This is a genomic window from Vibrio sp. SCSIO 43137, assembly GCF_028201475.1.
Lineage (GTDB): Bacteria > Pseudomonadota > Gammaproteobacteria > Enterobacterales > Vibrionaceae > Vibrio.
The window spans coordinates 1,839,903-1,862,328 of the sequence record NZ_CP116383.1; the positions used below are offsets into that span (position 1 = coordinate 1,839,903).

Annotated in this window: 22 protein-coding genes and 1 tRNA gene; 3 read left to right on the top strand and 20 right to left on the bottom strand. The window is 47.1% G+C overall.

Going from position 1 to position 22,426, the window contains the following annotated elements; all coding sequences use genetic code 11:
• Nucleotides 1-183: 183 nt before the first annotated feature.
• The 17 genes from PK654_RS08575 to PK654_RS08650 all read right to left on the bottom strand — a co-directional run bounded on the left by PK654_RS08575 (nt 184) and on the right by PK654_RS08650 (nt 13,884).
• The gene (locus PK654_RS08575; protein ID WP_271695132.1) at nt 184-453 is read right to left on the bottom strand and encodes a hypothetical protein; all 270 of its coding nucleotides are present in this window, start codon (nt 451-453) and stop codon (nt 184-186) included.
• Complete coding sequence (locus PK654_RS08580) at nt 446-868, bottom strand: DUF3310 domain-containing protein (RefSeq protein ID WP_271695133.1); 423 nt, start codon at nt 866-868, stop codon at nt 446-448. Before PK654_RS08580 ends, PK654_RS08575 begins: the two co-directional genes overlap by 8 nt.
• A complete protein-coding gene (locus PK654_RS08585; protein WP_271695135.1) occupies nt 868-1,260 on the bottom strand; it encodes a nucleoside triphosphate pyrophosphohydrolase family protein in 393 nt (130 codons plus the stop codon). Before PK654_RS08585 ends, PK654_RS08580 begins: the two co-directional genes overlap by 1 nt.
• A 35-nt stretch (nt 1,261-1,295) precedes the next feature.
• The gene (locus PK654_RS08590) at nt 1,296-1,505 is read right to left on the bottom strand and encodes a hypothetical protein (RefSeq protein WP_271695137.1); all 210 of its coding nucleotides are present in this window, start codon (nt 1,503-1,505) and stop codon (nt 1,296-1,298) included.
• Nucleotides 1,505-2,473, bottom strand: coding sequence for an SPFH domain-containing protein (locus PK654_RS08595; RefSeq protein ID WP_271695139.1), 969 nt, complete (start codon nt 2,471-2,473; stop codon nt 1,505-1,507). Before PK654_RS08595 ends, PK654_RS08590 begins: the two co-directional genes overlap by 1 nt.
• A gap of 15 nt (nt 2,474-2,488) precedes the next feature.
• Complete coding sequence (locus PK654_RS08600) at nt 2,489-3,418, bottom strand: hypothetical protein (RefSeq protein WP_271695141.1); 930 nt, start codon at nt 3,416-3,418, stop codon at nt 2,489-2,491.
• A 91-nt stretch (nt 3,419-3,509) separates the two neighbouring features.
• Complete coding sequence (locus tag PK654_RS08605) at nt 3,510-4,226, bottom strand: hypothetical protein (protein ID WP_271695142.1); 717 nt, start codon at nt 4,224-4,226, stop codon at nt 3,510-3,512.
• Nucleotides 4,204-4,458 carry a hypothetical protein gene (locus tag PK654_RS08610; protein WP_271695144.1) on the bottom strand — a complete coding sequence of 85 codons (255 nt, stop codon included), beginning with the start codon at nt 4,456-4,458 and terminating at the stop codon, nt 4,204-4,206. The genes PK654_RS08605 and PK654_RS08610 overlap by 23 nt, the downstream gene beginning before the upstream one ends.
• A gap of 88 nt (nt 4,459-4,546) precedes the next feature.
• Nucleotides 4,547-4,861, bottom strand: a complete 315-nt coding sequence (locus PK654_RS08615) for a hypothetical protein (protein WP_271695145.1) — start codon at nt 4,859-4,861, stop codon at nt 4,547-4,549.
• Nucleotides 4,862-5,054: 193 nt separating this feature from the next.
• Nucleotides 5,055-7,115, bottom strand: coding sequence for a DNA polymerase (locus PK654_RS08620; RefSeq protein ID WP_271695146.1), 2,061 nt, complete (start codon nt 7,113-7,115; stop codon nt 5,055-5,057).
• Nucleotides 7,116-8,789 carry a DnaB-like helicase C-terminal domain-containing protein gene (locus PK654_RS08625; protein ID WP_271695147.1) on the bottom strand — a complete coding sequence of 558 codons (1,674 nt, stop codon included), beginning with the start codon at nt 8,787-8,789 and terminating at the stop codon, nt 7,116-7,118. It lies immediately after the preceding gene.
• Entirely contained in the window at nt 8,786-9,136 is a 351-nt protein-coding gene (locus tag PK654_RS08630) for a hypothetical protein (RefSeq protein WP_271695149.1), read from the bottom strand. Before PK654_RS08630 ends, PK654_RS08625 begins: the two co-directional genes overlap by 4 nt.
• 40 nt (nt 9,137-9,176) lie before the next feature.
• A complete protein-coding gene (locus PK654_RS08635) occupies nt 9,177-9,530 on the bottom strand; it encodes a hypothetical protein (RefSeq protein WP_271695151.1) in 354 nt (117 codons plus the stop codon).
• The gene (locus tag PK654_RS23025) at nt 9,455-9,841 is read right to left on the bottom strand and encodes a RusA family crossover junction endodeoxyribonuclease (protein WP_443088706.1); all 387 of its coding nucleotides are present in this window, start codon (nt 9,839-9,841) and stop codon (nt 9,455-9,457) included. The genes PK654_RS08635 and PK654_RS23025 overlap by 76 nt, the downstream gene beginning before the upstream one ends.
• A gap of 35 nt (nt 9,842-9,876) precedes the next feature.
• Nucleotides 9,877-10,521 (bottom strand): hypothetical protein, encoded by a 645-nt coding sequence (locus PK654_RS08640; RefSeq protein ID WP_271695152.1) that lies wholly within the window; start codon nt 10,519-10,521, stop codon nt 9,877-9,879.
• 139 nt (nt 10,522-10,660) lie between these two features.
• Nucleotides 10,661-13,423: a DNA-directed RNA polymerase gene (locus PK654_RS08645; RefSeq protein WP_271695154.1), complete on the bottom strand. Its 2,763-nt coding sequence runs from the start codon at nt 13,421-13,423 to the stop codon at nt 10,661-10,663.
• Between the two features lie 387 nt (nt 13,424-13,810).
• Nucleotides 13,811-13,884, bottom strand: a tRNA-Cys gene (locus PK654_RS08650).
• 268 nt (nt 13,885-14,152) lie between these two features.
• Between PK654_RS08650 and PK654_RS08655 the strand changes: the two genes are divergently transcribed.
• The 3 genes from PK654_RS08655 to PK654_RS08665 all read left to right on the top strand — a co-directional run bounded on the left by PK654_RS08655 (nt 14,153) and on the right by PK654_RS08665 (nt 15,784).
• Nucleotides 14,153-14,506, top strand: coding sequence for a hypothetical protein (locus tag PK654_RS08655; RefSeq protein ID WP_271695156.1), 354 nt, complete (start codon nt 14,153-14,155; stop codon nt 14,504-14,506).
• Nucleotides 14,507-14,619: 113 nt separating this feature from the next.
• A complete protein-coding gene (locus PK654_RS08660; RefSeq protein ID WP_271695158.1) occupies nt 14,620-15,219 on the top strand; it encodes a thiol:disulfide interchange protein DsbA/DsbL in 600 nt (199 codons plus the stop codon).
• A 208-nt stretch (nt 15,220-15,427) separates the two neighbouring features.
• Nucleotides 15,428-15,784: a hypothetical protein gene (locus PK654_RS08665; protein ID WP_271695160.1), complete on the top strand. Its 357-nt coding sequence runs from the start codon at nt 15,428-15,430 to the stop codon at nt 15,782-15,784.
• 47 nt (nt 15,785-15,831) lie between these two features.
• On the opposite strand, the gene PK654_RS08670 is transcribed toward PK654_RS08665, so the two are convergent.
• From PK654_RS08670 to PK654_RS08680, 3 genes are all read right to left on the bottom strand, one after another.
• Nucleotides 15,832-17,787 (bottom strand): methyl-accepting chemotaxis protein, encoded by a 1,956-nt coding sequence (locus PK654_RS08670; protein ID WP_271695162.1) that lies wholly within the window; start codon nt 17,785-17,787, stop codon nt 15,832-15,834.
• A gap of 314 nt (nt 17,788-18,101) precedes the next feature.
• Complete coding sequence (locus PK654_RS08675) at nt 18,102-19,553, bottom strand: DUF3360 family protein (RefSeq protein ID WP_271695163.1); 1,452 nt, start codon at nt 19,551-19,553, stop codon at nt 18,102-18,104.
• A 744-nt stretch (nt 19,554-20,297) separates the two neighbouring features.
• Nucleotides 20,298-22,244 (bottom strand): alkaline phosphatase D family protein, encoded by a 1,947-nt coding sequence (locus tag PK654_RS08680; RefSeq protein ID WP_271695164.1) that lies wholly within the window; start codon nt 22,242-22,244, stop codon nt 20,298-20,300.
• Nucleotides 22,245-22,426 lie beyond the last annotated feature (182 nt).

A 22,426-nucleotide genomic window follows, 5' to 3' on the forward strand; every position in this document is an offset into this window, starting at 1 on the left:
ACCTTGAAGAGGCTTTCGGTCTTCTCAAGACTGTCGCCGTTCGCTAGTGCTATACGTATCCGTTTAGGTGTCTCCCGTACCTCGGTGATAGTTGTACGGTCAAGACAAGGCCTTCCACCGCGACGGATGCGTCCGGCCACTATGACCTCATCTCCTACGGATAGCTCATTACCAAGGAAGTCTTTAGGCATTAGGCATCTCCTGCCCACAGGAAGGACAACACTTAGGAGCGTCTTTCGGGATCTCTTGCCACTCTGCGTGGCTGTACGTCCAATCAATGCCCCATGAGTAGTCCCATACTTCCTCGCATTCATAGAGTTTGCCTTCGTGCTCTGCTCGGCAGATGACTGTACCTGAGCCGTGCTTAGGGACATGGTCGTTGTCAAAATCACAGGCATCTGCAAGGGTCTTGAAAAGCTCTGGGTCGGAGCTACGTGTAATCACATTACTCATTGCTCATCTCCTTGTACTTCACTGCCTTAGCGATCTCTTGCTCAAGCGCATCCTTACCGCCAGCTCGTAGCCGATACTTCAGGATGTTACCGAGACAATAAGCTTTCCAGCCTGCCTCACCATAGATGGCCGTAAGCGAGGCCTTGATGACGTCTTTAGCTTCCACGTCTTCAATCACTTCGTAGTGCTTAGGGTTATTCACCATGTCTTCGACCTCTGGTAGAGCTGAGGCGATTAACTTGAAACGTGAATCCACTATGACGCTCGTCTGCCCGTCTTCGCGTGCAACTGTAATTGATACGGGAGATACTCTTGTTACTTGAACAACTTCACCCTTACGGAAAGCAATCCCATCGACGCATTCGAGCTTGTCGCCTACCTTAACGCCTGCTGCTATTAGTTCTGTCCTGTCCATTAGCGGTCATCTCCTTCGCCTACCAAAGTGTCACGCTCAGCGCGGCCATTCAGTTTGTCTAAGTTACCTGTAGCAACATCTTCGAGGGTAAGACCTAGTTCGTTAGCTGCTGCTGCAACCTGCCATAACACATCACCCAGTTCTTTCTTAAGGGCGTCACGTAGGTCTTGGTCATCAGAGTCTTGAGGTTCGGCTGCGAAGCCTACGGCCTCTTCCATCGTCACACCGAACTTACGCTGGTACTTGGCGAGCTTACCTGCCACTTCACCGACCTCTTCTTGAAGTCCGACGAACGGGTAATCAGGGAAAGCGTAACGAGCGAAGACAGTCGCCTGCTGTTGGTAGTCATTTAGTTTCATTGGAATATCTCTTGATTGGTTAGGATTATTCACATAGGCCACCGGACGATGACCTATAGGCTTAACCCTTAGTCTGCGAGCTGTGATAGCTTGCGGTTAAGGTTCTCAGCGACAATGCAGTTCTGCTGGTTCTCAGCAATCTTGGCGTTCGTAGCTTCGATATGTTTCTCCAAGGCAACCTCACGCTTAGCGGCCTTCATACCTTCTTTCTTGGCGGTCTGGGCGGTGAGTTTGATTAGGAAGTTGATAGTCTTGGTGATACAGCGGATAGCAAACATTACTTATTCCCCATGTGGTATAGAGGAACTGCTTGTGTACCTTCGCCAGCCATCAGAGTGCTTGGTACTGCACCCTTCCATGACTTCATACGTTGCATGTCTACATCGATACGACGTGCTTCTAACAGGTTACTCGTCAGTGACTTAGCGATTGCCTTGTTACCTTGTGCTTCCTTGTTAGCTGCGTACAGCTTGGCATCAGCGTCTTTCTTCTGACGATACTCAGAGGCATCAGCGGCTTGCTGCTTCTCGTAGAGAGCGGCATCTGCATTAGCTTTACGGGCTGTTGCGTTATGCTCTGCTGACTTGGCCTTGGCTTCTGCCTTAGCTGTGTCACGTGCGTAGATAAGCTTCTCTTGAGCTAGGCGAGCTTGCTCCTGAGCTTCTTGCTCCTCAAGCTGCTTGGTACGTACGATAGCATCACGAATAACCCTCGGTAGCTCAATGTCCTGAATGTATACAGCGTGAATCTTAACGCCATAGTTCTCAGTCGCTTTAGTCAGGCCATCCATAATGTCAGTCTGAAGCTGTACCTGAGTCTTATCATCGAACAGGTCTTGAGCCTTCTCTACCGAGCGACCTGCTTCACGTAGTAGCGATAGGAGCGGTTGACGTAGTAACTTATGTTCTACTTCAGCCATCGTACCGACTGTGCCACGTAGTTTTGGCGTTGCGTTACCATCGACTGACCACATGATTGTTACGTTAGCGTTCGACTTGAACTTATCCTTTGAGGGGATGGTCACGTTGTTCAGCTCGTAGGCGTTCTCTTTGATGTCATAGGTGTCAAAGGAGGCCAGCGGGTTCACCAAGTGGAAGCCTTCATAAAGCTCCTGTTGCTGTACCTTACCGAATACGACAGGTACTTTTACTTCACCTGCTCCTACAGTTGTGAATGGTTTAAGAGCAAGTACGGTTACAAGACCGATAGCCACTAGGCCACCAGTTACGATTGATTTCATGTTCATATTAAGTTCTCTGAGTTATTGAGGTTTGAATTGAAGCTTGTTGGTGTCAAAGCAGTATTCGCCATGACGTAGAATGCGAGCGACCATACCGTTCTGATAACAGTATTCGCCTGAATGACCTGTCTTGAGGTAGGCCGATTTGACCATCTCTGCTAGGTCGTCTGTGGGCTCTTTCTTCCAGCGAGTCTCTGTCTGCCCTTTACGAGCGCCTGACTTAAACTCGTGAAGCGTCTCCACGTAGATAAACGGGATGTCTACCATTGAGGCTGCTGTGCCTCCACCGATACCCTTACACCCATCGTAGCCGTCGGTCTTATCGCCCATGAGCCACTGGATGTAATAAATCTTGTCAGCCTCTTCGACTGACTGAAGCCACGGCGAGAAGTCCTTATCAGGCGTGTAATGCCATGCAGGGACAGACTTCAGGTCTTTATCAACCGTCACGATTACCTTGCGGTAGTCAGGGTCGCCATAGAATTCTGGGTCGGTGGCGTAGATGCCCATAATGTCGTCGGCCTCAAGCCTTGGGTTCTCCAAGACCTGATAGTTCTGACGGATATACTCAAGGGCAATATCGAGAATGATTGGCCGCGAGATGTACTTATTGACCAAGGCCTCGCGGTTACTCTTGTAGGTGTGCATGACATCCTTACGCCAGTTATACTGACCTGAGATGCACATGAACACGTTCTCTTTGCGGCATGAGATATCCTTACGAAGCTGCTCTACGCGAGCATCAATAGCTCGGTACAGTTCGTTCTCGTTTACCTCTATGTTCCAGATGCCGTTAATCTGGTGAGTGAAGTAGAAGCGGTCGATGATTTGCTGGACGTCCTCTGGTAACTCAAGTGTCCAAAGACCGTCGTCCCACCTTACGCGCTGCTGCACGGCTGCTGCCATCTGGAACGCAATCCAGTCAGCGTCGAATAGACCTATAGTCTTCATTGGTGTAGTCCTAAAGAGGGAGGAAAGGGATAGCGACGAATATGATTAACATCGCGCTGATAAACAGAAGTTCAGGAAGGAAGCGCATTGATTATGCCTTCGGTTCTGGTGGTGACTCTTCGTCCTTGTCTGTACGGACGCACTTAAAGCGAGCATGGCGGAACTTACCTTTAGCGGTAATGTCCATGCATTCCACTTCAATAAGAGTACCTACTAGCTTGCCTTCAGCGTGGAGCTTCATGAACTCCTCACGTTCTTCATCTGAGAAGCCCGTGCCTACAGAGCCATAGGCCGTCAGCAATGAGCCTAGCTTGCCAGCGTGCTTACCGTTACCTTCCTTCATGCCTGTGACCTTTACGTCATAGGTCTGCTCACCTTTAACCTTAATCCAGACGCCATCCTTAAGGCGGCGCAAGACTAGACCTTCATGACCATCAGCCATGACACGTTCCAAGGTTGTCTGAATGAAGTTAGCTGAAGGGTTGTTCGCGGTGAACAGCTTCATACGAGGGTCTACATTAGGTGACAGCTCATAGATATCATCCATAGAGGTAGCAACCGTATCGTGTGTGCTAGTAATGCCTTGCGATGTCCCCAAGTCCTTACGGAAGAACTCTGCATCCTGAATATGCTCAGGGATAACAGGTAGGTTACGTAAAGGTTTATTGCGACGAGATACGATGATTCCATCTTCATTCCTTGTGAGACGTATGCCATCCATTTTGATAGTGAACAGGTACTCGCCCTTAAGCGACTTACCGTTCCAATCGCGTGCTTTCTGAGGATTAAAAGACATGAGATACCTCACGCTTCACCGTTACACCGTGGAGTGCAATCTCAGATAAACAGAATGGGTTACGTAGCTGATAGTGGTGATGTGTCGGGATAGCTAACATGCATGCGGCATGATGCTCGCTTAGTAGCTGGTCAAACTCATCGTTCGTCAGTTCGATATAATCAATGTCTTTCACGAGCTGTTTAGCTTCACGAACAGCCTCGTAGACCTTCTCGGTCATCGACTTCTTATAGATAACTTTCATTAGATACCTTAGTGTTTGGGGCGTTGGTTGTTCAGGGTGATGTATGTGAGGGTTAGCGTGCCTACCACTAGGATGGGTAGAGCGATGCTTAGTGGCATGGGTACTCACCACGTGCCTGACGTAGTGCATCGCGTGCCGTGCAGTAGTGCTGAGGGCGTACCGTGATGGTCTTCATGACATCATCAGGAATCAGGTCACGTTCAGCATGTAGGTACGTAACCGTATCGAAGACGGCTAGCATTAGGTGATGGATGTCTGTCGGAGCTTTTAGCTCTTGCGCCAGCTCTACCCATTCAGCGTCGTTAAGTTCAATAGCTAGAAGCTCCCGCTTAGGATTCTTCTTCATCATTTCAAGTGCTTTCTCACGGATGGTTGCTTCTAGTGATTTAAATACGAACTTCATATTGATTACCTTTAGTTGGTTGGTTATTTAAGTCTTCTTTCGATTGGCTCTGGAAAAAGGGACTCTCTGCCTAAACACGGACAGAGAGCCAAAAGGAGAGTGAGCAATTAGATATGACTCAGAACGAATCGAAAGAAGCCCTCGGACAACTTAAAGTCATCCGAAGGTTGTTCTTATAGGTGGCCTTAAAACCTTAGTGAGTTTCTAGCCATGAGCTGCCGACGTTATATTCAGCATCGAGAGGACACTCGAACTTGTAGAAGGACTCCACAAACTTCATAGCGTCTTTACAGGTTTGTCCTAGCGTATGAGCGATTTCAGGTGTACGACAGGCTACTTGGATTTCATCATGCACCCACGCTGAGTAAGCGTAGTCACCATCGAATCCATGCTTATAGCCCTTAGCCTTCATCATGTGGTCAACTACGACGCACCAAAGCTTACACACTGCCCCACCGTCAGACTGAAGCTGAGAGTTTAGGGAGCTGTGCTGAGACCTTGTGTATATCTTACGACCGTCTAGGCCGTCCACGAAGCCGTCATCCTTCGCACGCTTCTTACAGGCTTTGATTAGCTTACCTAGTGCAGGTAGGCCGTTCAGGAAGGTCTTCTTAACCTCTTTGCCCTTCAAGATGTGGCACACCATCTCGCGAGTCCAGCGGATACCCCGTCGCTTGAGCTGGTTGATAACCGGTACGTGAGCACCTTCAGCCTTCCAGCGTTGATAGTCTTCTTCGGAGTAGCCTATAAGCTGTCCGATAAGTTCATCACCACCGCCGTAGAGGAAAGCGTATATGAAGGTCTTCGCCTTATTACGGGCATCATCATGCTCGTCGTTATGCTCGTCACGAATAGTGCCTTTAGCTATGAAGCCAGCGGCCTGAGCGTTCTCCCAGTGAATGTCACCTTCAAGTATTACCTTGATGTAAGCGCCTTTATCCCACGGAGACATCTTCGCGCCTAAGCATCGAAGTTCGAGACCGGAGGCATCCGAGCCCATGAGCACCCACCCTTTAGGGACGGTGAAGCATTGCCGACAGTCAGTACCGTACGGCTTACCTTTAGCAGGTACTTGGGCGATGTTAGGGAAGCTATGCGTAGCACGTCCCGTAACCGCACCGTTCGGGTTGATTGAGCCATGAATGAACCCTTCCTGCGTCACCACTCGTAACCATGCCTGCTTGCCTTCGGCTATCTGTCCGATACGCTTATTCAGCATAAAGAACTCTTTAAGCGCCTGAGCTTCAGGAATGTTCACGTGTTCTAAGGTGTCGTCATCAATCTTAGGTTGCCCACTATCCGTGAAGATGGTGAAGACCACGCCTGCCTCTTGGAGCACCTTCGCACAGTGCGCCCTTGAAGCTGGATTGAATGTGACCTCTTTGAGCTTGGTATAAGGTGCGTCCTTGGTGTACGAGAAGCCCATGCGATTCATAGAGCGTTTCGGGTAGGTGATGCCGTTAGCTGCCCACCATGAACCAAAGCGTTCTACGAGCTGCTGTCGGATTCTTTCTCGGTCACCTAGTAACTTGAAGTAGAGCTGTTCAGCCTTGTCTACATCGAGCTTGAAGCCGTTACGCTCCTGCTGCGACATAAGCCACTGAATCTCATGCTCAAGCCTCATCGCTTCATAGGTGGTGTCATTCCATGACTTCATAAGTCGACGGATTAACTTGATTGTTACTACTACGTCCTGTTCGCAATATTCGAGCATGGGTTCATTGAATACTTCCCACGCATCTTCCTGTTCTCCGTAGTCGCCCTTAAACTCACCTAAGCGGTAACCCCAAGCCTTTAGGCCTTGAGAACCTAGAAGCTTCGGCGGGAGAACCCATCCGGTCACCTCTCGGCCTTGCTCCATTGCTCGGTAGCGTTTAACAGCGGGGATGTCCCTATCTTTAATGTTCGAGAAGATAAGACGTGCCATGACTAGCGTGTCTATCATCTTCGTTTCATCAAGAGTCCAATGAGGGTAAAGCTTACGTAAAGCTGGCACATCGTAGTTAATGCCGTTGTGTGCTATGACGACGTCGGCTGCGTGCAGATCCCTGAGTAACAGGTCATATTGGAAAGGACGGTAGCGAGTTACTTCGCCTGTGACGAGGTTTATGCAGACCGCGCAATGGAACTTAGAGACCGTGGGCAGTAAGCCGTTAGTCTCTATATCGAATGCGATAATGGTCTTGTCTGTGTAACCTGTCCGTAAGTAATCCGCGAGTATGTCTAAAGCTTTATAGTTGCGGAGTTTGAACAATTAAAATGAATCTCCTGACTGGTCTTGGAAAGGACACTCATCGCCTGCCTCACTTCGTTCTGAATAGATACCTTTAGCGGTGCAGTAAGCCATAGGCACAACGAGGCCGAGTGAGTTACCTGTGAAGCGGTCTTTAAGGACACGTACGTAGGTAGTGGTTCGCTCTGTCTCATCATCAGCTTGCTGGTCTCGCTCAAGACCTATCATGAAGTAAGCCCAGAAGCCGATTGCTCGTGAACCTTTGAATTGACGGATGGTGACTCGTCCACCTTCTTCATGGGACTTGCCCATCTGTGGAGTTGTCAGGTGTGATATAACGATGAGTATGACTTTACGTTGCTTAGCGAACTCAGCCATCTCAGCGGTGATACGTTCAAGTTCGGCCTTCTCGTCCTTCTCGTCCACACCTGTAGCCAGTGCGGTTAGATGGTCGATGTAGAACACCTTCGTACCCATAGCGGCCTGATAAGCCATACGAGCCTTAACAGCATCCCAATCCGACATCCCGAAGGAATCAAAGAGGTCAATCTTGTCTGTGGCCTCAAGAGCGTCGAAAGCTTCTTCGTACTCTTGCTCTGTCCAGTAGCCCTCATCGCCTTCTTCCATAGGAACGTGAAAACGTTTAAGCCTGTGTTTACCCATGAGACGTTGAGCTGTCTCTACGACATCCTGCTCCATGAAGAAGCCTGATACCTTTAGGTCTAACTCGGCGACGTCGTATTCCATCTGCTGCGTCAAAAAGTCAGTCTTACCGACACCCGTCCCCGCACCTACCACAATGACGTCACCTTCGCGGCGTCCGTAGGTCTTAGCGGTTAGAGATGGAAGAAACCATGCGTAGCCGGGTTCGGGAGTCTTGCGCTCCATAACACGTGAACGTAGGTCTCGCAGGGAGACCATGCCTTCAGGTTTATAAGCTTCTGCATTCCAGATGGACTTAACCAGCTCATCCGTACAGCCGCCTAAAAGCATGTCGTTCGGGTCTTTCATCGATAGACGGGCTATCTTGATGTTAACCACGCCCATTAGAGCTTCAGCGGCCTTACGCCCTGCTTCTCGGCCTTGGTCGTCCATGTCGAAACACAGCACAACCTCATCGAATAACTTAAGGAAGTCGATACAGCCTAGAAGGTTACGCTTGGCACTCTGTACGCCATTGGGTAGTGAAACTACCGGATACTTATTGCCCTGAACTTGGGAGACGGTCAGCATGTCAATCTCACCTTCAGTAACGACAAGACGCCTACCGCCTGACCATAGGTGCATCCCTATGAGACAAGCTTTAGGGATCTTCCCGTTAACCGAGAAGTGCTTATCACGGAAGCGTATCTTCTGTGCGACAAGCTTGTTCTCTTCGTCTCTTACGTTACAGATGTGCGCCTTCTCCATGCGCTCACTGCCGGAGTGCCATGCCTCGCCTAACACGTAACCGAACTTACGGCATGTCTCCTCGGTAATGCCTCGTGCTTTGAGAGCCTGAAGTTCACCACTGATAGGAGTGAAGTCGATGGGTTTAGCGGCTGCTTGGTCACCTGAAGGAGTGCCACCCCTTACTTTCTCGCAGGAGTAGCAAAAGGTGTGACCGTCAGAGTATTCAGCTAGAGCGTCAGAAGAACCACAGTCGTCACAAGGAAGCCCTCGTGCGATTAATACTGATTCATCATGTTCACTCACTTGTAGACGGCCACCTCACGCTGTAATACAACGTTCTTAACCATCTGCTCGTACTTGGTATTGATTTCAAGACGTTTACGCCAGTTGTACACACCGTGTAGCTCGGCGACCTGTGCGGCCTTGAGTACAGCGATGCGCGATTCAAAGTCAGGTACGTAGCGGACATAGCCGTCAACTCGTTTACCGTTGTTACCTTGCTTCAGCGCGTGGTGGGTGTCTTTAAGGGCATAAGCGATAGCACTCATGCGGGTGATGCCTAGTTCATAGGCTGCGATATGGGCATCGACGTACCCATGACGGTTAACGTAATTGATGACCGCCTCTTGTTGTGTAGTGGATGTTTTCATTCTATAGAATCCTCGTGTTGTTGAATCCTATAGGTGGCCTTTAATCCAGATAGACGATGGAAGCGTCGGGATATAAGGCTTCGAGCGAATCCAATGTACGCTCTAGGGTGGTTACCTGTTCCTCGGTCATGGTGTCAGGACTCGATACAACCTGCACAAAGATGGACTCATCTAGTACTGTGGTGTCCTCTACATCTACGTTGCCGTAGACCTCAAGGTCGTTTAAGTCGAGCACCGAACCGTCGCGCCGAACGAGGATATGAGCACCGTAGCCACGGACGCATCGCTGCCTGTCCATTGCCATGATGTCGAAATCACTCAGATCTTCACGTCCAGTGTCGGTATAAATGACCGCAATGTAGGAAGTAGCTTTTCTTTTAAGAAGTTTCGCCATTTACTTTCCTCTAGTTCTGTTATCTTGATGGTTAAACCCTCCTGCCCTCTTGGAACTAATACTTTGTATAACTTCAGGACATAGACGAACTTGTCATCGAACTTGTAACGCTTTTGAAGGACGTCAAGCATTGATTTAGCTGCATTGTCTAGGTCTGAGGCTTTATTGGAGTAACGCACTATCGCTCGGACGGATAGCTTAGTCTCTTTAGGGATGGTTATGTCAGGAAGACCGCGAGCGACCTGCATCTCCCACCGACGGTATGCCGATGATTTGACCTTGCGGCCTTGATACATGTCGTTCGCGCTCATTGGTTTAACATCAATGTTGATGTCATGCTGAGTGATTAGAAGTCGCCTTCTTCCTCAAGCGGTTCGTTGCCTTCTTGGTCATTGAAGCCGTCGGCGTCCTCGTCGTACGAGTAACCACCTTCATGCGCTCCAAAGCCGTAAGACTCTGCCGAACGGTTGTCACCGCCGCCGCTACCTTGCGATAGCTCAATGATTTGAACAGCTTTAAGCTTCAGGGTTAGACCTGATACCGTTACTGTCATCATCTTGCCACCTTCGCGGTACTTCTCTTGTTTACTGTAAGGCCATACTTCAGCACTTACAGCGATACGAGAACCGCCGAATACTTGAGGTTTCTTCAGAATGCGCTTACCACTCGCGTCGTAGAACGTAGGTTCAGGTAAGATAACTTCACCTTTATATTCAAAGGCTGATTGTTTAACTCGGAAGAAGAACTCACCGTCTTTCTCTATCAGGATGTCAGCTAGTTCACCCTTGCCACCCTTCTCGTTCTGGTAGAAGGCTTCAAGTTCGTCCTGAAGTTGGCCTAACACCGCTTGAACTTGCGGGTCGTTCGGGTCAACAACAAGGTCAACCTTATAGACGCCGTTCTTGTTATAGGCTGTGTCTGGTTTGTTTAGCCAAGGGTATTTAGCTGTGCCGATAGGAAGTGTGATTAGAGTTTTCTTTTGTTTTGTCATTAAGTGGGAATGTCCCTCCATAGGTTTGATTGTTTGATAAATGAATGAACAAAATGTTTGAATCAAGTTGTTCTTATAGGTGGCCTTAAATAGACCACCTCAATATCACTTCTGTTTCATACTCACATGTGAGCATAAGCTACGCAAAGGCGAACGCACTCTCCTTGATAAGCTCAAGGTTAAGGTTACCGTACTCTGGTAGCTCAAGGAAGTCACCGTGTTTATCAGGATGACATTGCATCTTGAACTCGGCCTCTAGTTCCTTAAAGACGTCCGTCTCACTGAACATTAAGACCATCGCCTCACGTATTACCGCAAAGAACACCTCTGTATTACCTGCGTGCGTCCCGAAGCTGTCATGAATCAAAGCGAAGTGCTTAATGCCGTGCTTCTCGAACGCTAGGTTAACCAACATCTGCAAGTGGCAGCTATCCAAGCTATGTACGACGTTAGGTGCGATGCTGTTAGCCGCTTTGTTCGCGTCATAATCTAGCGATTCGTCCTTTATATTAAGACGGCGGCGTTTACCTAGCATCACGCACTTCACCTGACGGTCACGCTCAATGCGATACTCTTGCAGTACTGGGAAGCCTAAAGGCGTCGTCCATGTAACAGGCGCATTGGCTGAAGCGATAAGCTTGGCTGCCTTCTGCATCCAGTCCATAGCCATAGCCGCACGCTTAACAGTACGCTTAACCGCAGGATACGCATGAGCCGCCATTAGACGAGCCGCTTGGTTACCGTTACCAGCGAAGTGCCATACAGCATCCTCACCACGGTTACGCTTAGCGGTGTACTTCTCGAACGCTGGCTTAATGATGTCTTCCATGCACTGCTCTTGAAAGCCGAACTGCGCCGAGCCATAGCAATAAGTCATTACGTTACGCTTCACTGTCCCACGGTCGATACCAAAGGCAAGCCATGCATAGGCCTCAGTGATGTTATAGTACGCAGCCCTCACCTTCGAGACCACAGCGGCCTCACCCTTCTGACGACGGTCTAAAGCCAGCTCATAACAAGCTTTGAAGTCACCATCAGGGCACTCAGCATAGAAGACGCGCTTAGCTGTACTGTACGCCTTAACTGCCGCCTGACTAGAAGTGGTGCATCCTCCTACGATACGCTTGAACTCCTCTTCTACCTGCTCGGCCACTACGCGATAGATATCCGCAACTGTATCCGACGGTATCAGGTTCACGTGTTGACCAGTGTCCTCACAACGTAACGCTGCGCCTAGAATCTGAAGACCTGAGCAAGAGCCGTCTAATGCAATCGGCAGATGCGACACATACTCACTAGCGAGCACCATTGACCAAGCTTCGGACAGCTCTGTAGCGCAAGCTATAGCCTGCATTGGTTTATCTGCTGTCTTAAGGAAGTCCACGCAATCCCGTGGGTCATTCGCTAAGGCGATTATCTGCTCCTTATGCTGCTCCACCCAAGCGACGCGCTCCTCAAAGGTGACCTTATCGACTCCCATGAGGTTAGCCATGTGTATCATTAGCCACTTCATGCCGTGCTTACCTAGCTTCTTACCATCAGCAAAGCGAAGTAGAGCCTTAACAAAGTCAGCGCCTTGGAAGTTCAACTTAGATACCGGATAGACGCGCATACGCTTATCGCCTTGCCACGGCACAAAGAACCGCTCATCGTCCTCATACTTACGTGCCATCTCGACGAGGTTCACGAATGACGTGAGCTTACTGTTCTCACGCGCCTGCATTATGTAGAATTCACGGCACGCCTTCTGGTACTCCTTCACGCGGTAGTCATCATCAGCCAGCCCCACAGGTTTAGGTGGAGTGTGCTCCTCTATACGTAGCTTATGCATCGCAGGTAGCTTGATGTCCATAGCCCACGGTATCTGCTGCTCAACGAAGATATCTAGCCACTTAAGGATGGTCTTATTGATAGCAACAGGCGTCTCTTGAATACGGTTCAGCGCATCATACACACCTTCCATACCTGCTGTACGTAGCGTCCTCAAGTAGTCCTTATTACGTGTCTTAATCATTGACAACGGGCGGTTCGCTGGCGACAGGTAAGCACCGCGTGTAAGCGTCTCAGGACTCCAACGAGCAGGCGGCACAACCATAGGAGCATAAGCAGGACGCATGATGCGAGCCATCTCCTCACGACTCTCTTCAATCCAGTGCATCATCTCTGCCTGCGCTATTAGATGAGGACGAGTAGCAATGCTGTTGTTAGCCTTACGTTCAGCCCGTAGCTCAATCTTGAACCAGCCTGTCATCTGAACGAGAGCCTCAAGAAGCGCATTGCCAATCTGCACGCGCTCCTCTGGTGTTAACTTAAACCAATCCATACCCGCCGTACGGATGATAGCCCACTTAAGCGACTCCCTCTTATGGGACGTGTCCTTCTTCTTCTCCATGTTACGAGCAGCAACAGTACCGAGGCCACGGTCTGTCTGCATTAGTAGATGGTAGTTGACCTCATCTTCGATAGCATGAGCGATAGCATGAGCGACATTACCTAACGGGCGTACATCCGACACACCCTCGATAGCATGGTGCAGTGTAAGCGTCGCAACTACATCGTAATGAGGGAACACGTGCCTAAAGAACTCCTTCAAGACGTGCTGACGGCCTCGTGTAGCTTCTTCTGTAAACCCTTTAAGGAACGTAGCGAAAGCGTCTAGGTTTGTTTGAAGTAGAACCGCCCCATAACCGGCCTCTGTCTCACGTCCATTACGTGCTGCTTCATTGAACGCCTCCATAGCCTTCAGGTAACGTTCTTCCCTCATGGTGTACTCTAGGTCTATCTGCTTAACGTAATCATCACGTGAGAAGCCATCAGCGATCTCTAAGCCTAATAGCTCCGGCGATGGCCGTTCATAAGCGATAGTGTCTCCGTTTACTGTAAAGGTATTGCGAAATGTCATTGGGTATCTCCTGTTGTCTTCCGGCCTCCGCCTATAGGTGGCCTAATTAAACATGCAAAAAAACTGCATAAAGATTCTTAATGCTTTCTTGCTGTTTCGAAGGAGAGATAGTGGCGAGGCCTCCATCAACTCGGAGGCGTATTGTACTCACATGTGAGCATGAAGCAACAAAAAAAGGCCAACCCTTATGAGGTCAGCCTTCTGTTTATTGTTTGCGCATATTTTGCGTGGGGATTTTACTCGGTAGCGAGCACAAAACAGGGGATTTTAAATCCCTTGTGTCTACCAATTCCACCACCAGGGCATGCAATAATTTATTGCGATGCTGCTAAACGAAACGTTAGTACACCATCTTAAATACCGGCTTTAAGCCACTATTTATTAATATGGAGGCGCGTCCCGGAGTCGAACCGAGGTCCACGGATTTGCAATCCGCTGCATAGCCACTCTGCCAACGCGCCTTTGTTTTTAGGGGCTTGCCCCTGAGAACGAGTGGTACTTTAACGGATTATGATTTTGAGTCAACAAAAAAATAATTTATTTTAATCAACCGGTTATTAGGCCATCGATATGCACAAAAAGATATCACAATGGTGATAATTAAGCCGTTCAGACAAACTGTATAGTCGTTGTTTTAACAGCAAGATCTTATCAGTAGCCTTTGCTACTTGACACTTGTGCCGGTAATTCAGTTATTATTGACCACCTAGTTAGTAATCAGGTATTTGAATGTTCACCAGCAGCAGAAAAATCTGGATAGCCCTTTTAACACTGGTCGCTTTGTCGGTCATCAGTGTTGCTGACTATACCCCTTCTGCAGTATCAAAACGTTCAGCTTTCGATCCTGCTATTACTACTCAAGCGCATATTTCTGATGCTCACTGCACCGACCAAGTTGAGCTCGATGAAGTGGATTCATCAGAGCAAAGCTGTTGTACCAGTGCCTGCCCAGTCAGTTTTCCCGTCAGCTCTGCTATACATAGAGTAATAACACAGCCTTCCCGGCTGGCACTAATAGCAACTGAAACGTCAGCAAAATCTGACGCATTTAATAATGCTCTGTTTAAACCTCCTATTAGCTAAGTTCCGTTTACTTTTTAGCTTTAATTTCAAGTATCTATATAATATCGTACGGCTTTTCGTTCCTATCATGGCAACTATATAGAGAACACTTAGCCCTAAATGGAGCGCGATTAATGAAAACCCTATTTACTTTTATAACCACACTACTAATTTCTTTCTCACTTCAGGCAAAACAGTTTACTGAAGGTGACTACTATACTGTTCTGGATCAGGAAAAATCCACTACTCCTGTTGTTACAGAGTTCTTCTCTTTTTATTGCCCTCACTGTTACAGGTTTGAATATGTAATGAGTGAACTTAAAAATGCCATTCCTGATAATGCCAAACTGCAAAAAGTACACGTCTCCTTTATGGGAAACAGTATGGCCACCCCAATGGCAAAAGCTTATGCCACTATGGTCGTCCTTGGCGTTGAAGAGACAATGGTTCCGGAGATGTTCCGTCAGATTCATGAGCTTGGCTTCAGACCACCAACGAAAGCCGCACTAAGACAGATATTTCTCGATAACGGTGTCAATGCCGCTGATTTTGACGCTGCCTATAACGGCTTTGCCGTCGATTCAATGCAAAAGCGTTTTGATAAACAGTTCAACAACAGCACATTACGAGGCGTTCCGGGCATTCTGGTTAACAATAAATATCTGGTTAAATCGGACAAAGTAAAAACCTATCAGGAGTACTTTGAGTTGGTTAATTACCTGCTTAAAAAATAACTTCCTACGCTTCCGGTTCTTTGCCGGAAGCTTTCCCCTCCGATTAGTTCTTATATTTCATCCTCTTTCCTCTCTTCTGAATATATGCGGAAGACTTATGTTTACCTGCAATTTACCTGTCTGTACATATAATCAGCAAAATTGTTAAAGAAATGTAGGGCTATGCCGATATCAAATTACAGTCATAATATTGGAAGGAGAAAAAGCCATGTTTATGATCATTCAACAAGAACGCGGGGGTGTCTCTGAAATGGCACACTCTAAGAATACCGGGTTTGCTAAACCCCATGTCCCTGAGAATGAAGCCTTAAACGCCAAGCAAAGGAAGCAGGTGAATGAGCGCTTTCAGGTTCAGGATGATATTCAGTTAAAAGAGTCTATGCGGGCTATCCAGTCTCTGCTCAGCTATCTGAACACAGGGTTAGAGGCTAAAATGGCAACTCAGTCAGGGCAGTCATATATTGCGATATACGATGTTAAGTCAGAGAGATTGGTTAAAACGCTGTCACTTTCTCAGATTCAGTCCCTCTCTGATGGCGGCTCAATTCTGAATAAAGCAATATAGGGGCATACAGGACTGCACGGGCGAGACAGTCCTGAATGCCGCCTTAGTTATTGGGTTTTAAATCTTCCGACAACACCAGCTAATTCTGTTGAAAGTTGCTCCAGTCTGAAGGATTGATTTTCCGACTCAACCGATGCCTCACGCGCTTTATTTGCTTCTGTGTGAATACTCTCCACATTTCTGTTTATCTCTTCAGCGACGATATGTTGTTCTTCCGCAGCGGTAGCGATCTGTGATGTCATGTCTCCAATGGATATTACAGACTGATTAATCGCTTCAAACACCGACTTTGTCTGTTCCGTCATCTCTACTGTTTTACCTGAAAACTGCATACTTTCAGATAGCCTGCCGGACACCAGTTCCGTCTGCTCCGTCAGGTTACGAATCATCACATCAATCTCTTCTGTCGACTCCGCAGTGCGCTTTGCCAGACTTCGCACTTCATCGGCAACCACTGCAAAACCTCTGCCGTGATCTCCGGCGCGTGCCGCTTCAATGGCGGCATTGAGTGCCAGAAGATTGGTTTGGTCTGCAATTTCACGAATCGTATCCAGAATTGATGTGATTCTGCCTGACTCCTGTGCCAGCTTCTGCATAGAGTGATTAGATTCCGAAACCGTGCTCTCCAGTACATTCACCAGTTCAGATGTGCTCTGGATAAACTCGCGACCACTCTCAACGTGATCCAGTCCCTCAGAAGCCGCTGTCGCTGTGCGGTTACAACTCTCGGCAACATCATTGGATGTAGCCACCATCTGATTAAATGCCGTGGCCACCTGCTCCAGCGATCCCGATTGCAATACGGAGATCTGTTTTACTTTCTGTGAGGTTTCATTAGTTTGAACAGAGGTTTTGTTAACACTATCGGCATTCTGTTTAATCTCTTTCACCAGATCATTAATGGAGCTGACAAAATGGTTAAATGCAGACGCCATTTCCCCAATTTCGTTGTTTTTCTCTATATCAATTCGCCTGGACAGATCACCTTCACCAGTAGCGATGTTTTTTAGTTCAGAGGTAATCCGGTTAATTGGGTTAGTAATTCGACCCGCCAGCCAGTAGCCAAATAAGATGAAAAGAATACAGAGCACTACACCAATAACGGTAGTGATGTATATAAGTGAATCAGCCGATGCAAACACTTCTTGCTGGGGAACAAAACCGATAAACTTCCAGCCCAATTCTGCGGAGGTATAGACATTCGCATACCACTTCTGTCCATCGACATAGATTTCTTTCAGGCCTGAGGCCGCTGAAAGGGTTGCCAGATCGCCTTCCAGCTCACTAAGTTGTTTAAAGTTACGTTCGCTATCAGACGGATCAGCCAGAACCACACCAGTATCTTCAACCAACATAATATAACCTGACTGACCGAAGGTGATTTCGTTTAGCATCTCAGTAAGCTTGTTCAGGCTAACATCCACTCCGACAACACCGCTCACTCCATTCTCACCTTTAAACTGAGTAAGCAGATCAAGAACCGGAGCTCCTGAGTTTAAGTCCATATAAGCCGGCGCTTTTATTACTCCGCCATTAAGCGCTTTCTGCCCTGCCAGATACCATGGCCGAACTCGGGGGTCCAGGTTGGCAATACTTTTACCACCCGGCCACTGAATATAGCCTCCCTCACTGGTTCCGAGGAACACATATGCTAAATCAGGACGCGCTTCACCAAACTCTTCAAATAGACGATAAACGTTGGCTTCGACATCACCATTACTCAAAGGGGTCATCTCTACAGCGGGACTATCCATGTAGCTGGTGACATTACTGCTGATAATCTTAACCTGACCAGTAGTGGCCAGATAAGAAGCGTCTTCAGCAAGACCGGAAATATAGAGAGAAAAAGTGTTATCTATCTGTTTAATTTCACTAAGGCTGTTCTGTTCAAACTGTTCAACCGCCTGCTCTCTTATCTGATAAAACACCAGTGAAGATAGTGCTAACACAGGAACCAGAATACTGGTCAGAATGGCCAGAATAAATTGAGTTCTAATTTTCATCGTCACAACACCCAGACACACAATAAATATATCTGTAATATATCAGCATGGGTAATTAATAAAAGTGACAGTTCCTACTAAATTGAACAGTTATGACGTGGTTCTCTTTTGAGGTAATCAATGTAATAAAGTAACCAGATGGTTACGAGTGTACATTCAAGGTAAGAAATAAGGTGGCAAGCAAAGAGTGAAGCCTTATCTGTGTGTCTGCCACTCAGCGCAGCTACGCATAATATTCCGCAGATTTAACAGACAAAAAAACGGCTCCTTAGCGAAGGAGCCGTTTTCGTGATTAATTAGCTAGTGAGCTTAGATTAACCAATAAGAGCTGGAATGCCCGGTAGCTGACCTACAACACCAAGAGCAACCACACAGATAATTACTGCGATAGCAGGTACAACGTATTTGTCTGCTGTTGAAAGGCTGTCCGCACGCTCTTTGTTACCAATGATACCAGTGTTGTCCAGCAGCATAGTCAGAGCCCAACCGAATACAGGGTTAACCAGTGCACAAGCAAACATACAGATACCAGCACTTTGAGAGCTACGAGAAGATTTAACCATCTGCATACCCGCTTCAAGTAGTGGCAGGAATACACCTACAAGCAGAGCAACACGCAGTACAGGTTCCCACATAGCAAGATCCATCGGATAACCAAGTACCGCTGCGACAACACAAAGAAGACCAGTCAGGATAGCACCACCCGGAATAGGACGCTTAGCGATCGCAGCCGGAATCATGTAAGTACCCCAAGATGATGCAAGGTTACCACCACCAAGACCGGCACCAATGATCTGACGTACAGAACATACCGCCATTGTGTCATCAACGTTCATCAGAGCTTTGTTTGCGCTCTTAGGATAGTTAAGTTCCTGGAATACGCGGTGACCAAGGAAGTCCGGAGACCACATTGCAACCGCAAGAATCGCAAACGGAATTACCGCGATGAAGTGCTCAAGCTGAGGCCAGCCAATCTGCCAACCCGTGTTTTCGCCCCACCAGTAGAACGGGCTCATGTTCGGAAGACCTGGCTCTGTAACGAACTCGAAAGGTACGCCCATTGCGAATGCAACAACACCGGCAATCAGTGAACAAAGAGGAATCGCCAGCCAGCGCTTCTCGATTTTAGCAAGGTAAGCGTAAATAATGATGGTTGTCAGAATAACCACAAACGAGACTGCGCCCTGACCTTCAGCGATAGACCAGTTCTCAAATTTACCTAGCTGACCGATAAGGCCAACGGCACCAAGATAGATCAGAAGACCACCACGTACACCTTCACCTGTCAGGTTAAGTAGTCGTGATCCCCCCTTGGTTGCACTCAAGATCAAGCCAAACACACCAACCATAATACCGAGGGCTAACGGATGTCCCCCGGCGGCGGCAATCAATGGTATCAAAGGGATCATAGGTCCATGGGTACCGGCCAGGTTTGTAAGCGGGTTAATAATTGCTGAGAAAAAGACCACAAAAATAGCGCCAGCAATAAGAAGTTCAAAACGAACGTTTTCAGCTACAAACTCAGGAGACAAACCAAACTGTGCTGCGAAAGCTGCAACCATCGCGGTAACCATAACCACTTTACCAATAGTTGCGGCAAGTGCAGGAACCCAGTCCTCTATCTCAATACCAAAATCACGGAATGGTAAGTGAACACGCCATCTTTTCAGATCCATTATCGATAGCTCGTGTTCTAAATATTCTGTCCTTGACTCAAACTCGCTCGCTTTTTTGCGGCGCTGTTGGTAAGTAGTTTGGTTACTCATGTCTTCTCCGACGGGTTAAATTACTAATCGCAAAGTCAGTCAACTTATTTAATATATTAATTTTTAATATGTTAACTAATAATCTGAATGTTTAGCTTACTTAACAAGTTAACTATTCAATTAGTATTATAAAGTATGATTCAACAGTGAATTTATATCATTACTAATCTCTGCATAAATATATTCCAGATCATATTTATGACATATATCTCATTATTTTTACCACTAAAGAAACCGAGTGCATAATATAAAAATCAAATATATTTGAACAATTCAACTTTTTTATATTCATATATATCAACCGCTTACATGAACAAAATAACAGAAAATAACCGCAAGATAACATTTATTTAACCTTTAAATAAAATCTAATCATTTTGAAAAAATATCAAATCACCCTATTTATTTCTAAGGGCAAATATAATGATTAACGCATTAATCATATTATTACCACATTATAACACCATTATAACGCCCTTATAATCACCGTCTAATTTCCGTGTAATTAGATATTCTTAAATGATGTAATTGCATTACAAGTGCTATATAAGTGTAGTTTCATTGAGTTAAATAACAATATATCTGGCTTCATATAAAACCAGTTGATATTAACTTATTTCACTCTAGTCTTATTTAAGAGTATTATTGCAGTTTATTTCTTACTGAAGAGGGGAAGTAGCTTCAAATCATCTCCGGATATGAAGCCAATGTATTTGTGTTGAAGAGGCCTCTTGAGTCTCAAGGTTACCTGGATATATCTACATTCTGCTTAGTGGGAATAAACTGTATGCTTTTACCTTCACCTGTCAAAATCTGCACGGTTTCAGGAGCACCAGTCTCCCCTATATACAACTCCCCTATTGCACTGGTGTTGACCACCTTTTGCTGACCCGGAGTATCAGGAGAACGCTTTTTAATGCGCAGGCGTTTACGCTTGGTAAACCAGTTTAATGGCGAATAAGAGCTATACAGCACCCGGTCCATAAGCTCGCAAAAGCTAAGCAGTCCGGCGGGAAACTCGTTTTTAATACCACTTGATGTGATTTGGTAGATATTCGGGCTGTTACGACGAAAACGCAGCTTAATGTCATAAGCAAAAGAGTAATGAACATCACCGGACAGAATAATAAAGTTATCGGGCGTTTTGGTATGGGTAAAGATACTCAGAAGGGTATTGGCTGCCCCCGGATGAGCCATCCAGTTTTCGGCATCAATAAGCAGTGGTTGGCCTAGCCAGGTCATCACTCTCTGCAAAGCTTCAATAAACTTAACACCAAACATTGGAGCTGCAGAAACAATAATCACCGAATCCTCATGCAGCAGAGATTGCTGTAACTCACTCAAGGCTTCCCAGTCCATTAACCCTGAAGGCTTGTTCATTTTGGATTCCGACCGCCAGCGTCGGGTTCTGGTATCTAATACCACTACCTTTGGCTTTATATCAATATCAAAATGCCACTTCTCAAAGGCATATAAATAACGGATAAAGGTATCGTGACTCTGTTCCGTTTGCTCAGCAAAAAAGTGACGGGCAAGGATGAGAAACTCACCATCAAAGTTCTGTGGTTCATTGCCCCAGCCCTGACAAAGCCAGTAGCTGATCAGGCCGTTGCCTATTACCCGGTTAGCAAAAGCATTCGAATAGGCCGCTTTTTCCCACCCGACCGTCAGGTTCCAGTCGTCAGTAACGTCATGATCATCAAAAATCATATAGGTCGGTATATGAGCCATTAACCGCCGGCAGTGATTTAACCCGGAGACAAACTGATCGATATTCCGCTTTTCCTGATGCCACAACCGCTGCCATTTGGCTTCGATAGCACGTTGACCACTAACAAAGCCGTTCTGCTTTAATCTTTCACTATTCACCCGTTGCCAGAGCAGAGGCGACCAGACCAACAGATACATGGCGAAAAACTCTGAAAAAGTGATTAGATGGTTTTCACTTTCGCGGGAACTGAATACAGGTTTGCTTCGTCTGGGCAACCAACTCAACAGACTCTCATCAGAAAGCCAGCTTCCCTGCTCTGTATAGTGAGGAAGAATCCGCTCACGGGCGTAGAAGTTAAAGTCGTGCTGAAACAAGGCCTGACTATCCGGGACTAAAGCATGAGATAGTTTTTCATCGGGCAACCCCAGCAAGGTGATTACCTGCTGGATCGCATCCAGCATAGGGCCGGCAACATGGTCGGCATATACCTGATCCCCGCTCATCATAAGCAGTGCAGGCCTTTCACTTATACTGAGGCCGGAAACTTTGTTATCTGCAGCAACCAGACTATCCTTACTTCCATGGTGCGGGTTCCGGCAGGAACCATGCAGCATATAGTCCGCTCTAGAATGGATAGCAAAAGAGATACGCTCTTCATCACCATAGAGCAGTGACGGATCCAGTTCTGTTAAATCGCCCAGCTGTGTAGAGATCTGATACTGAAGCTCTCTGTCCAGAGGAAAGTCTCCCGACACTCTCAGCAAAACTACCCAGGCATTTCGGCCGATCTGAATCTGTTCTTCTGCGGATATCTGATGAACCTGAAAAGCTTGCTGCTGTTGAGGATAATAGAGGGACAGTGTTCCGCTCAGGGGGTCAGAAGTGGTCAGCCAGACGGTTATCTCCTCCGCTGTACATTTACGCAGGATTGGGCCGGCAATGACCAAAGGTAAAGGATTACATTGCTTATCTTTATGCACTATCGAGTCACTTCCAGTTACTGCTATGGGTAAAAATCTTTATGTAAACACTATGTTACAACATGCTAGTTAGATTACTGCATCATGTCGATGTTTAATCTCAAATCTGACAATAATTTGCGATTTTAGTTGTACTAAGCTTAACGACACATGAATAAAGGTGAAAACAGGGAGAACTGGCA